The 12,700-nt window shown below is 60.7% G+C and carries 10 protein-coding genes; 3 read left to right on the top strand and 7 right to left on the bottom strand.

Annotated elements, in window-relative coordinates:
- Nucleotides 1–14 precede the first annotated feature (14 nt).
- Together CKW19_RS27265 and CKW19_RS27270 are read left to right on the top strand one after the other, a co-directional pair.
- On the top strand, nt 15–773 hold the full coding sequence (locus tag CKW19_RS27265) for a M15 family metallopeptidase (RefSeq protein WP_095061513.1): 759 nt from the start codon (nt 15–17) through the stop codon (nt 771–773).
- Nucleotides 770–1,486 (top strand): L,D-transpeptidase, encoded by a 717-nt coding sequence (locus CKW19_RS27270; protein ID WP_095061515.1) that lies wholly within the window; start codon nt 770–772, stop codon nt 1,484–1,486. The genes CKW19_RS27265 and CKW19_RS27270 overlap by 4 nt, the downstream gene beginning before the upstream one ends.
- 139 nt (nt 1,487–1,625) lie before the next feature.
- On the opposite strand, the gene CKW19_RS27275 is transcribed toward CKW19_RS27270, so the two are convergent.
- The 7 genes from CKW19_RS27275 to CKW19_RS27305 form a co-directional block, all read right to left on the bottom strand.
- Nucleotides 1,626–3,014, bottom strand: a complete 1,389-nt coding sequence (locus CKW19_RS27275; protein ID WP_095061517.1) for a cytosine permease — start codon at nt 3,012–3,014, stop codon at nt 1,626–1,628.
- Nucleotides 3,015–3,060: 46 nt separating this feature from the next.
- Nucleotides 3,061–3,801 (bottom strand): TorF family putative porin, encoded by a 741-nt coding sequence (locus tag CKW19_RS27280; RefSeq protein WP_095061519.1) that lies wholly within the window; start codon nt 3,799–3,801, stop codon nt 3,061–3,063.
- Nucleotides 3,802–3,909: 108 nt separating this feature from the next.
- Complete coding sequence (locus CKW19_RS27285; RefSeq protein WP_095061521.1) at nt 3,910–5,649, bottom strand: amidohydrolase; 1,740 nt, start codon at nt 5,647–5,649, stop codon at nt 3,910–3,912.
- 19 nt (nt 5,650–5,668) lie between these two features.
- Nucleotides 5,669–7,465, bottom strand: a complete 1,797-nt coding sequence (locus CKW19_RS27290; protein WP_177408860.1) for an amidohydrolase — start codon at nt 7,463–7,465, stop codon at nt 5,669–5,671.
- A 200-nt stretch (nt 7,466–7,665) separates the two neighbouring features.
- Nucleotides 7,666–8,688: a helix-turn-helix transcriptional regulator gene (locus CKW19_RS27295; protein WP_095061525.1), complete on the bottom strand. Its 1,023-nt coding sequence runs from the start codon at nt 8,686–8,688 to the stop codon at nt 7,666–7,668.
- 95 nt (nt 8,689–8,783) lie between these two features.
- Nucleotides 8,784–9,626, bottom strand: a complete 843-nt coding sequence (locus CKW19_RS27300; protein ID WP_095061527.1) for a nitrilase family protein — start codon at nt 9,624–9,626, stop codon at nt 8,784–8,786.
- Entirely contained in the window at nt 9,623–11,122 is a 1,500-nt protein-coding gene (locus tag CKW19_RS27305) for a cytosine permease (RefSeq protein ID WP_095061529.1), read from the bottom strand. Before CKW19_RS27305 ends, CKW19_RS27300 begins: the two co-directional genes overlap by 4 nt.
- Before the next feature lie 198 nt (nt 11,123–11,320).
- Here CKW19_RS27305 and CKW19_RS27310 point away from each other — a divergent pair, with 198 nt between their 5' ends.
- Nucleotides 11,321–12,223, top strand: a complete 903-nt coding sequence (locus tag CKW19_RS27310) for a LysR family transcriptional regulator (RefSeq protein WP_095061531.1) — start codon at nt 11,321–11,323, stop codon at nt 12,221–12,223.
- Nucleotides 12,224–12,700 lie beyond the last annotated feature (477 nt).

The following is a 12,700-nucleotide window of genomic DNA, read 5'->3' on the forward strand; positions in this document are numbered from 1 at the left end:
TGGAGCCGTTCCCGATGCCGCGTTCACCCTGTCTGTTGATGCTGTGCCTGAGCCTCGCCGCACCGTGCATGGCCGACGCGCCAAAGCCCGAGCACATGGTGTACTTGCGCGCCATTGATCCGGGCATCGAGCAGGACATCCGCTACGCCAGCGCCCACAACTTCACCGGGCATGCGCTCGAGGGTTATCAGGCGCCGGAGTGCCTGTTGTCGGTGGACGCCGCCAAGGCCCTCGCCCGAGTGCAAACCGCGTTGAAAGCCGAGGGTTACGGCTTGAAGGTGTTCGACTGCTATCGACCGACCCGTGCGGTGGCGGACATGGGGCGCTTCGCCACCGAGCCGGGTGACCCGCTCAAGACCGAGTTCTATCCTCGGGTCGACAAGCAAGACTTCTGGCGCCTGGGTTACGTGGCTCGCGTATCCAATCATTCCCGGGGCAACACCGTTGACCTGACGCTGACCGGCCCCGGCGCCCCGCCCGCCGAGACCTGGACGCCTTCCGCCACTCCGGTCGATTGCACCGCGCCTTACGGCCAGCGCTGGAAAGATGGTGCGCAGGACATGGGCACCGGTTTTGATTGCTTCGATGAACGGGCGCATACGGATTCGGCGCAGATCAATGCGACCGCCAAAGCCAATCGCCAGCGGCTCACCCGCGCGATGGCGAAAGAAGGATTCAACGGTTACTCCGCTGAGTGGTGGCACTTCACGTACAGCGGGAATACGCCGAAGCCGGACGTCATGGACTTCCCCATTACGCCGTTGCAGCCATGAACCCGCTGATCAAAACCCTGTTGGCGCTGCTCTTTCCATTGGCCGCGATGGCCCAGGGACTCGACGGCAGCGACCAACTCATCGTGGTCACCAGCAAACACTGGAGTGACATCCAGGGCATTGCCCAGCGCTATGAACGGCACGGGCAGACTTTCGAAAAATTCGAAGCACCGTTCGCGGTGGTTCTTGGCAAGAACGGGATGGGTTGGGGTAAAGGACTGCTCGACACTCAATCCCGTCAGGGACCGGTCAAGCAGGAAGGCGATGGCAAGGCACCGGCCGGGATGTTCAAGCTGGGAACGGCGTTCGGCTATACCACCACGACGCAGACAAAACTGCCTTACCTCGCCCTGACATCAACCATTGAATGCGTGGATGACAGCGACTCGGCGCGCTACAACGAATTGGTCGACGGAGCCGTCGTCGACAAAGACTGGAACTCATCCGAACGGATGCGCCGATCGGATGAGTTGTACCGCCAAGGCATCGTCATCCAGCACAACACGCCGGCCTCTCCCGCTGCCGGCTCGTGCATTTTCTTTCACATCTGGCGTGGCCCCAGTGCACCGACCCGTGGCTGTACGGCCATGGACCCGGCGAACATCGCGCAGCTGTTCGACTGGCTGGACCCGAGCAAATCCCCGGTGCTGGTGCAACTGCCTGAGGGGCAGTACGAACAGATGCGTGAGCGCTGGAAGCTGCCTGAGCGCTGAACCTGTGGCGAGGGAGCTTGCTCCCGTTGGGGCGTGAAGCGGCCCTAAAATATGGGACTGCTGCGCAGTCCAACGGGGGCAAGCCCCCTCGCCACAAAAGCTCCTTCGCCACAAAAGCCCCTCGCCACAAATGCGGGTATCAACCCCACTCAGCAACCACCGCACTCATCGACGGCTTGGCCAGCGCGTAATACATCACACCCGGCACCAGCAGCCCGACAATCCACGAAATGTCCACGCCACCCAACTGCGCGACCATCGGCCCGGAGTAGAAATGGGTGTCGACAAACGGCAGCTGAATCAACACGCCAATCACATACACGCTGATCCCCAGCACGTTCCAGCGACCATAACGCCCGTTCGGGTCGGACAGTGCCGGGATGTCGTAACGCTCCTTGTTGATGAAGTAGTAATCCACCAGGTTGATCGCGCTCCACGGTGTGAAGAACGTCAGCAAAAACAGGATGAAGTACTTGAATGAGCTGAGGAACGAGTACTGCCCCAGCAATGCCACGGTGGTCGACGCCGCGACAATCAGCAGCACAAACAGCATGCGCTGCCCGGCGGTGATTTCCAGGCGACGGCGAAAACCACTGATGATGGTCGCCACGCACATGAAGCTGCCATAGGCATTGAGCGTCGACACCGTGACCTTGCCGAACACGATGCTCAGGTACAGCAACGACGCGATCACGCCGGTACTGCCCAGACCGACGATGGTCGCCACTTCATGCCCACGAAAATTCGCCCCCGCCAACGCAGCGGCGAACACCCCCAGCACCATCGAAGCCTGCGCCCCGAGCACGGTGCCCAGGCCGACGGCGACGAAGGTTTTCCATGACGACGTTCTGCTCGGCAGGTAACGCGAGTAGTCCGCCACATAGGGCCCGAACGCGATCTGCCAGGACGCCGAGAGCGACACCGCCAACAGAAAAGTGCTCCAGCCAAAATGACGGTTGTCGAGCAATTGGCCGATGTCGTTGAGGGTCAGCAACCGGGTGAACAAGTAGACGAAGGCGATGATGCCCAGCACGCTGGCCACCCGCCCGACCAGGTGAATCACCCGGTAACCGAAGATCGTCAGGAAGGCGATGCACGCCGCAAAAATCAGGATGCCGGCGCTGTCGCTGACGCTGATCAACTGCGCAATCGCCTGCCCCGACAACACCGCACCGGTGGCGCTGAAGCCGAGGTACATCAGGCACACCAGGACAATCGGGATGGCCGCGCCGTACACCCCGAACTGCACACGACTGGAGATCATCTGCGGCAATCCCAGCTTCGGCCCTTGCGCCGCGTGCAGCGCCACCACGGCACCGCCGAGCACTTGCCCGATCAGCAAACCGATCAGCGACCAGAACACATCACCGCCCAGCACCACGGCCAAAGCGCCGGTGACGATGGCGGTGATTTGCAGGTTGGCGCCAAGCCACAAGGTGAACTGGCTGTAGAGGCTGCCGTGGCGTTCGGCCTCGGGAATGAAATCGATCGAGCGGGACTCGAACAACGGACTTCGTTGCGCACTCATGACGGTGTTTCCTTTGTGGAACTGTTTTTGTTGTCAGGAAAAGGACTTAGAACGTCTTGGTAGCGCTGGCGACAACGGTTGCCGAGCACAGGTCGTCATAGCCGTACCAGCCGGAACATTCGCTTTTCGACAGATCGGTGTCGACGTAGCTCAAGCCCCAGGTCACACCGACGAAGTCGCGGGTCAGTTTGGCTTCCCACTCGTAGTAAGACTCGCGGTTATCGCCACTGGCGGTCCAGAACGCCGGGTCTTTTACATCGTTGCGGCCAAAGCGCAGGTCCAGGCCGACTTCGGCCGGCAAGTCGATTTTGTAGCTGAGGTAGGTGTAAAGGGTGTCCTGGTCCTCGCCGAAGAAATTTGGCGTGTCCTCTGAGTAATAGGCACCCAGCTTCACGCCGTACACGTCGAGAACCGCGTACACCTCGCTGAGGTTGAATTCGGAGTTTTTCGGGTAGTCGTACTTCATGTAGCCGAGGTCCAGGCTGATCGCATCCGTCGCCTGCCAGTAGTAACCCGCGTAGTAATCACGTTCCTGCCGGGTGTCGTAACCGCCACCGAAATCGACGCTGGAAGTCCAGGCGCCGATGTACAGGCCGCTGCTGTGCAACAACGTAGCCCCGCCCTGCACTGCCGGATCGCCCAGGGATTGTGAAATGCCCCGGGTGCGGTAATCGCTGACGACGCCCAGGGTCATCTCCAGGCTGAAATCATCGTTGAGGGTCAGGGCCTGGCTGGTCAGGGGGATCAGTGCCAGTGTCGCGAGGGTCAATGCTGAAAATGCGTTCATACAGTTCTCTTGTTGTTATGACGTACGGGGAATTTCAGGCATGGCGAAGCCTGGCCCCTCGCGCTACGAGGGGCTGGCCGTTTTCTACAGGTGTCGGGTGTACGCAGGTCAGGACGCGGGGGCGTAGACTTGCTTGCCGGCGAAGAAGGTCTTCAGGACTTTGGTTTCGAACAGTTCGTCATCGCTGACCTTGAACACATCGCGGTCGAGGATGATCAGGTCAGCCTGTTTACCCGGTGCCAGCGAACCGATCTGCTGCTCCAGGCGCAAGGCTTTCGCCGCGTTGATGGTGTAGGCGTAGAACATGGTCTGGCGGTCGATGCTTTCCTTGGCATTGAGCACACCCAACGGCCCTTTGCGCGTGCTGGCCTGGGCGATGGCGTTGAACGGGTTAGCGCTCGACACCGGCCAGTCGCTGCCACCGGCAATCATCGCGCCGGCGTTATGCAAGGACCGCGCGGGATACTGGTAACCGTAGGCAAACGCGCTGATGTAAGGCTTGACCAGTTCGACGGTGTAAGACTCGCCGGTGGCCCACAGCAGTTGCATCGAGGCGATCACGCCCAGTTGCTTGAAGCGTGGAAACTCCTTTGGATTAACCAATTGCAAGTGCGCGACGCTGTGCGGCACCGGCGTCGGGCTGAGCTTGCGCGCATACGCTACGCCATTGAGCGCCTCACGCACTGCGCGGTCGCCGACGGCGTGCATGTGCATGATCCAGCCGCGTTTTTCCGCCGCCACCACCAGTTCGCCAAAGTGCGCCGGGTCGGTCAGCAGTTGGCCGTCCTTGTGGCTGTTCTTGTACGGCACGACAACCGCCGCCGTTTGTCCCGGGAACTCGAGAATGCCGTCGACAAATATCTTCACACCGGGGAACGTCAGGTTAGGCACGCCTTCGAATTGCTTCATCACCGTGGCAATCACTTCCAGGTCGGCGGGTTTGCTTTTCGGGTTGGTGACCATCAACGCGGCGACGTGGGCGCTGAGTTCGCCGTTCTGCGACAGCTCCTTGTACAGCGGCAGTACGCCGACACTTTCCGCGGTCGCGTGGAAATCGAACAGCGAATCCTCACTGCCGCCGTTCGCCGCCGCGTCCATCCAGGCCGTGACGCCGTATTGATTGTTGATTTTCACCGCCTCGCGAGCGGCTTTGAGCATCGCTTCCGGGGTAGGTGCCGGAACACCGTTGCGCACCACGTCCCAGCGGGATTCGGCAAAGTAGCCGTTAGGGGTGAAGTCCGCTTCATGGCCGATGTAACCGCGCTCTTTCTCCGGCAGGCTTTTCACCAGCGCCGCGTCGATGTTCAAGCGCTTGAGCATCGCGTTGTTGGCCCAGCCGGTGTGGCCGTCGATGCCGCTGAACACAATCGGCTGATCGGCCCAGCGTCCCTGGTTGAACACCTTGCCCAGTTCACGGGCTTTCTCCCAATAGGCCGAACTGACCCCGGCCACGCTGATCACGTCACCGGACCGGGCACGCCCGGCCTTGTCCTCTTCGATCAACCATTGCTCCAGTTCCGGCATGGGTTTGACCTCGTCCAGCAGGTTGGCTTTCATGCTGTCGAAAGCGCCCGAGACCGGGTGACTGTGGGTGTCGATCATGCCAGGCATCAAGACTTTGCCCGCCAGGTCGATGCGCTGGGTCTTGGCATCGGCCAGGGCATTGATTTCGGCATCGCTGCCGGCTTTAAGAATTTTGCCGTCCTGGACTGCCACGGCTTGCACCAGGCCTTGGCCAGGCTCGGCGGTGAAGACCTTGCCGTTGAACAACACCAGGTCGGCGGCGGCCATCGCCGGCACCGAGGAGATGGCCAACGCAGCGGCCAACAGGTTTGGAATCAATCGCATCAGAACGCTCTCTGGTTTTTTATTGGGCGGATCGGGAAATGACAGACTGGGAAGCGACTTGCGGCGCAGTCCCCTGAAACGGTGCCTTGGCCCACACGACCTTGCCGCCAACCACCGTCAGCAGCACCTGGTTACGGCCGAGTTCTTCCTCGGGCACCTGCATGAAGTTCTTGTCCAGCACGATCAGGTCGGCGAATTTGCCGACTTCGAGCGAGCCGACCACCTTGTCCAGTTTCAACTGTTCGGCGGAATTGAGCGTGATGCTGCGCAGCACATCGCTGCGCGACAGCGCCGGGTCGGCGTTCAACCGTCCTGCGTACTTGAGGCCATAGCTGTGCGGGTTGGTCGGATCGCCGGAGCGAGTGACACCGACTTTCAGCGCCAGGAACTCATCGAGGGGATCGACCGGCCAGTCGCTGCCATACGCCACTCGGCCACCGGCGCGGGCGATGCTGCCCGAGGGTTCCATGCGCGCAAAACGTGCGGCGCCCAAGTGTTCGTTGGTGCCGTCGACCGTGGACGGTGCTTGCTGGGCCCACTGGAAAGACATGTTGGCGGTGACGTCGAGTGCCTTGAAGCGCGGATAGTCTGCGGGGTCGACCGACTCGGCATGGGTGATCGCCGGGCGAAAGCCGTTGCCGGGCAGTTGCTGGCGCACGTACTCGATGCCATTGAGCGAGTCACGGACTGCGCGGTCACCGGTCGCGTGCAGGTGCGGATCCAGACCCGCCTGCACCGCTTGCAGCAACAATGGCTTGAGCACTTGCGGCGGGAAATACAGCTCGCCGACGTTGTGCCCCGGCGTCCATTTCGGTGCTGCCTCGGAGCCGGTGTTGCTCAGGTAGGGGCTCAACATGGCGCCGGTGTCTGCCGGGGCATTGATGATGCCGTCCATGAACAGTTTGACGTGACGCATGTTCACGCCCGGTGCGACCTTCACTTCGCCCTGATCGTAAGTGCTGGCCAGTGCCTTGGCCTCGGCGATGGTTTTCGCCGGGTCGGCGATGGCGGCTGCGGGGTCAAGCTTGATCGCCAGCAAGGCCCGGGCAGTCAGCTCGCCGGACTTTTGCAGGCTGGTGAAGGCTTTGCCATTTTCCGGTCCTGACAGCGCGTCGAAGAAACTGGTGATGCCTTGCTGGCGCATGGCGTCGAGGGCGGCACGGATCTGATTGAGTTTTTCCGCTTCGGTGGCTGCTGGCACCACGGCGGCCATCGACTCGGCGGCGCCGTCTTCGCAGATGCCGTTCGGGTTGCCGGCGCTGTCACGGCGGTACTTGCCGTCTTCTGGGTCGGCGGTGCTCTTGCTGATCCCGGCCACTTCCAGGCCCCGGGAGTTGGTCAGGATGGTGTGGAAATCGGTGGAGCGCACCTGAATGGGGCGTTTGGTCTTGAGCGCGTCCAGGGTCGATTTGTCGGCGTCGCCGTCGAGCCCGGTCATGCCCATGCGGTCCCAACTGCCGACTTCGAGCCACACGTCCGGGCCCTTGTCCTTGTCGGCATCGAGGCAGGCCTGAATATTCGCCTGGAACTGCGCACGGGTCAGGGTCTGGTATTTCAGGTCGCACAAGGTTATGGCGCGACCGCCGTCACCCGGGTGCATATGCGCATCGACGAAGCCCGGCATCAGCATGCGCCCGCCCAGGTCGATCAGTTGCGTCTGTTTGCCGATGTAGTCGTCAAGGCCCGCGTCGTTGCCGACATAGACAATCTTGCCGCCCGAGACCGCAATCGCCTGCTGCACGGAGTTCTGGCCATCGACGGTGTAGACGTAGCCATTGCGCATGACCAGGTCGGCGGGAGTCGCCGCCAACGCCATGCCGGACAATGCCGTCGTCGCCGCGACGGCAACAAAAAGCCTGGAAAGTCTCAAATGCCTCACCCCTGTTCTTATTGTTTTGAAGCGGCCCGAAGCGACTGCACAAGCCCCTGATAGACAGGGCCTACCCTATAGGGCGCAGCGCTCGAATGGACCTCTGCAAATGAGGAGGGGTGAGGCAAATAGTTGAAATAACGCGATTAATCGCGGCGCGCAGACTCCATCAGCGAACCGGGCGAACGCAGGACTGAACCGAGTTCAACCTTGCTTTTCACGCCGAGCTGCAAATAGCAATTGCGCAGATAAGTACGCACGGTCGCCGGGCTCAGGGACAGCAGTTTGGCGATTTCCTTGTAGGAGTGACCCGCGGCGAACAACATCGCCGCCGTGCGCTCCCGAGGCGCCAGGCCTTCGGCCCGCGACGGTGCTTCGAGGGACAAGATGACATGCTCGGCGTTGGGGCTCAGGGTCAACGCGCAACGACCCAGACGCACCACGCAAGGTGCTTTTTGCAACTGCGAGACGACTTCGACCGGCAGTATCGAGCCATTCCAGCCAGGCAGTTCACGTTGAATCGCCGCGCACAACCGCGCACCGACATACAGCAAGCTGCCGTCCAGGCGCGCAATGCCGAAGTCGCTCGCGCCATCATCGGTATCGAAGCGGATCATGTCCTGCACCTGAAACCGCCACAGCTGGAACAGATGATCACAGAACGCCGAAAACAGCTCGGCTTCGTGTTCATCGAAATGCTGTTCATGCTGGCCGCGGTAGAGACAGACGAAGAACATCAAGCCACTTTCGGGCAACTCAAAGGTGATGCTCATCAAGTGGTAGAGATCGTAGCGCCGGGCGAAATCGTTGACAGCCTCGCACGGGTCGTTGAACCCCATATCACGCACCACCTCGCCGGGCTGGCTCAGGGTGGTATGGGAGAACTGATCGTTGGCCGCGACCGGATGCCATTCAGCGGCAAAGGATTCGGGGAGGTTGATGCTGCCGTGCATCCAGCTCTGCGGTGCAACATTGGGACCCGCTGTGGACATCTCGCCCCACCAGGCCGACGCGAACGGCACCAGTTGACCGAAGGCCTGCAAGCCTTCGGCGATAAACCGCGATGCACCGCTTTCCCGCGCCAGCCGTCCAACGTGCAACACGCAGCGATTGAACGCCTTCAGCGTGGCCATGGACGTGCTGTCACCGGCCTTGATCCCCTCCTCCATCATTGCGATCCCGTTCACTGCATGGTTTTTGTTTTTTATCGTCTGGACGATGCCATAGGCCCGGGAATGGGTCCAGCTCACTTTGACATCAGCAGTTACAAACCGCTGTTCAGCCCGTACAACGAGGGTCGGCGGTCCTTATGCAGATCATTGCCCGCGCTGATACGCTTGTTGCGCGCTTCGGCGAGATTCAGCGTCGCCAGCAAAATTTGCTCGCCGCCCTGCTCTGCCGGCCCGGCCAACGGATAACCGTCGGCGTCGACAATGACCGAGCCCTGCACCCAACCGACACCACGCTCGTGACCGTAACGGTCACACGCGGCGATGAACATACGATTGACCGAGGCATTGGCCTGCACCCGCAGGACTTCGGCCGGACGCTCGGTTTGCGGTCGCGGGCCGTCGGGCCAGTTGACCGGGGCGCACAGCAAGTCAGCGCCAGCCAGTGCGGGCAGACGAACCCATTCGGGGAACTCCAGGTCGTAGCAAATCAGCATACCGAGGCGTCCATGGACTGTCTCAACCACCGGGGGCGCGGCATCGCCGGGGGTGAAGAGGTCCTTCTCGGCATCCCACAAATGCGCCTTGCGGTACACCGCCCGCAGCCCGTTGGCGTCGATCATCGCTGCGCTGTTGGCCAGTCCGTCACCTTCCAGGCGCTCGCAGAATCCGCCAACGATCACCAGGTTCAACTCGCAGGCCAGCCCTTGCCACAACTGCAACGTTGGCCCATCGACCGTTTCCGCCAAAGACAGCGCTTCCTCACGATCGGCAAACAGGTAGCCGCTCTGCACCAGTTCGGGCAGCACTACGACTTGGGCGCCCTGATGGGCCGCCTGACGAATCGCACGCTCGGTGAGTGTGCGGTTGTAGGCCAGGTCGCCTATTTTCGGCGCCAGTTGGCAGCAGGCAACCACGGTATTTTTCGTGCTGTTCAACGCCCTGCCTCCGCAGATGAATGGGTCATGGCGACAATATCTTGCTCGGTCAGCGCATCGATCACTCGACGTTCGGCCACCAGGTCAAGCGAGCGGCTGAGCAGGTAATACGTCAGGCCCGAGACCGCCAGCCCCACCAGCCAAGCGATGTCCACGCCTTCCAGCACTCGTGCCAGTGGACCGACGAAGACCTCTTTGCCGGCGGCGGCGTCAAAAATGTAGAAAAACGGCACCATGGCGGCGAAGCCGATCAGGTAGGAAACGATGCCGCGAAATTGCCAGGCGCCGTAGATGCCCTTCGGCGTGAAGAAATGCGGGATCGCGTAGCGACCTTTTCGCACGAAGAAGTAATCCACCAGATTCACGGCTGTCCACGGCACGAGGAAGTACAACAACAACACAAGGAAGGTGTTCAACAGGGCGATGCCGTCACCTTTGATCGACAGCACGCAGGTCAGCAGAATGAGGCTGATCACACTGATCGACAGCACGCGGGCGCGGGGTGTCGGGGTAATTTTCCGGATCGAGTCGACACCGGTCAGCAGTGTCAACATGGCACTGTAGGTGTTGAGCGCAATGATCGGCAAAAAGCCCAGCACCGAGACAATCACCAGCAGATTGCCCAGCCCCGGCACCATCGACGAGCCGACCTGATTCAACGCAACCAGCGCATCCGCGGCTTTCAACTCCTGAGCCAGCCACGCGCCGAGACCGATCATCCAGCTGCCCGACAACGAGGCGCCGATAAACACCGCTGCGATGAGTTTTTTTCGGCTGGTATTTTTCGGCAGGTAACGGGAATAGTCGGACACGTACGGCGCATAGGAAATGTTGTAGCTGGCGCCGATGGCAAACAGCGTGGCGAAGGCGACCCAGTTGAAACCGAGATCGGTCGCCGGGGTAACGCCTTCGGAACCTGCACCGAACATCAGGGCGATGGTCACCAGCGCGTACAGCGGCAAGGTCGCGAGCAACGCCCACTTGAACGCCTTGTGCATCAGGTCGTGGCCGTAGATCGATAACAACGCGCCGATCAGTACCACGGTCACGGCGACGATGGTCGGGTCGATGCCGAACACGTGTTCCAGGCCGTTCATGATCAGCGAGATGTTCACGACGTTAAAGCCGACAAATACAAACATCGTCGCCATCAAGGCCAGGATCACCCCGCGATAGCCGAACTGGGCGCGGGACTGGATCATCTGCGGCAGGCCCATTTCCGGCCCTTGGGAACCGTGAAATGCCATAAAGATGGTGCCGAACATGATGCCCAGCGCGCCAGCCAACAGGGTCCACATCGCCGACAAGCCAAGGCTCGGGCCGACGAAACCGATGGAGATGGTGAAGAAATGGAAGTTGCCGAGAAACCAGAACGGCCCCTGGCTGCTGAGTTTGGCGTGACGCTCGTTTTCCGGAATGTAGTCGATGGAATGGCCTTCGATGGCCAACCCGCCGCTCGCCTCGGTGGCGTGCGCAGACACTGGGGAACCTGACATACGATTGTTCCTATGCAGTTATTTATTGTTTTTGTGGGCGTTGCGCTCGTTTCGAGGTCTGGATCAGGTGAAACTCCAGAAAAATCTGACGATGACGCTGCTTTCACGGCAATGTAGGCCGTCGAACAGAGCGATAAAATATCGCAGGCACACTGTTCACATAGATAAAGACCTATGTAACGCGCATCGGGAGCGACCATGCTGGGAACTGTAACGGAACTGGATCTGCGCTTGATCCGGGTATTTCTGACCGTCGTTGAGGCGGGCGGGATCTCGGCGGCACAAACCGCCCTCAACACCTCGCAACCGACCATCAGCGCGCAATTGGCCACGCTTGAGGCGCGGGTTGGTTTTCGCTTGTGCGAGCGCGGGCGCGGCGGGTTTTCGGTGACGCCCAAGGGGGAGCAATTCATCGAGGCAGCTCGCCGTCTGCTGGCCGCGGCTGAAGGATTTCGAGTCGAAGTCCAGCACATCAACCGTAAAGTCTCGGGCAACATCAACATCGGCCTGCTCGGGCAGATCGACCCGGTCGCGAACAAGAAAATCGGCCTGGCAATTGCGCGCCTGAGGGCCCGGCACGAAGGCTTGTATTTTCACTTCACCGAACTGTCGTCGTCGTTGCTGGAAGAGAAAATCATCAACGGCCACATCGACCTGGCCATCGGTTACTTCTGGCACCGTTTGCCCAACATCGATTACGTCCCGTTGTTCGAGGAAACCCAGATCGCCTACTGCGCACCATCGCATCCGCTGTCCGAACGGGCGGGCGCCTTGACCCGTGCGGATGTCAGCACATTTGACTGGGTCTGGCCGAGCCATCCCCTGCCGGAAATGCCCGCCCCCACCTCAATCGAACGCCTGACCGTGCTCACCGACAGCATGGACGGCGCGGCGCTGTTGATCCTGTCGGGCCAACACCTTGGTTTTTTACCGCAGCACTACGCGGCCAGGCATGAACAGTTGGGGCAATTGCATCCGTTGAATCCGCAGCTGCTGCGTTATGAGGTGGGGTTTCATGCGGCGGTGCGTCACTCGGCGCGCCAGCGGGATCTGGTGAGCGCGTTTCTCAATGAGCTGATCGATATCTTCGGAGTACCGTAGCTCCTGCAGGAGCAAGCTTGCTCGCGATGGCGGTGGGTCTGCGGACATCGATGTTGGATGGGCTGGCCTCATCGCGAGCAGGCTCGCTCCTACAGGGTTGTGGGTGTACGCAAGCTCTGCGGACAACGGAAATTCACTGTAGGAGCAAGCTTGCTCGCGATGGCGGTGGGTCTGCGGACATCGACGTTGGATGGGCTGGCCTCATCGCGAGCAAGCTCGCTCCTACAGGGTTGTGGGTGTACGCAAAATCTGTAAGCAACCGAAATCTACTGTAGGAGCAAGCTTGCTCGCGATGGCGGTGGGTCTGCGGACATCGATGTTGGATGGGCCGGCCTCATCGCGGGCAAGCCCGCTCCTATGTATGGACTCGCCCCCACTGTCTACCTGCTTTTTAAACACTGCTACCCGGTTGCATCTATGTATAAGGCCTATTCGAGGAAGCCATCTTTGGCTTCTGGCCAACATTGGTTGAGCTCA

This window comes from Pseudomonas sp. Irchel s3f7, from assembly GCF_900187615.1.
Taxonomy (GTDB): domain Bacteria; phylum Pseudomonadota; class Gammaproteobacteria; order Pseudomonadales; family Pseudomonadaceae; genus Aquipseudomonas.

Coding starts and splice junctions, on each gene's coding strand:
- CKW19_RS27295 (WP_095061525.1), bottom strand. CDS start 8,688: ATGGAGGAGGGGATCAAGGCCGGTGACAGCACGTCCATGGCCACGCTG.
- CKW19_RS27275 (WP_095061517.1), bottom strand. CDS start 3,014: ATGAGTGCGCAACGAAGTCCGTTGTTCGAGTCCCGCTCGATCGATTTC.
- CKW19_RS27305 (WP_095061529.1), bottom strand. CDS start 11,122: ATGTCAGGTTCCCCAGTGTCTGCGCACGCCACCGAGGCGAGCGGCGGG.
- CKW19_RS27270 (WP_095061515.1), top strand. CDS start 770: ATGAACCCGCTGATCAAAACCCTGTTGGCGCTGCTCTTTCCATTGGCC.
- CKW19_RS27265 (WP_095061513.1), top strand. CDS start 15: ATGCCGCGTTCACCCTGTCTGTTGATGCTGTGCCTGAGCCTCGCCGCA.
- CKW19_RS27290 (WP_177408860.1), bottom strand. CDS start 7,465: ATGGCGTTGGCGGCGACTCCCGCCGACCTGGTCATGCGCAATGGCTAC.
- CKW19_RS27310 (WP_095061531.1), top strand. CDS start 11,321: ATGCTGGGAACTGTAACGGAACTGGATCTGCGCTTGATCCGGGTATTT.
- CKW19_RS27280 (WP_095061519.1), bottom strand. CDS start 3,801: ATGAACGCATTTTCAGCATTGACCCTCGCGACACTGGCACTGATCCCC.
- CKW19_RS27285 (WP_095061521.1), bottom strand. CDS start 5,649: ATGCGATTGATTCCAAACCTGTTGGCCGCTGCGTTGGCCATCTCCTCG.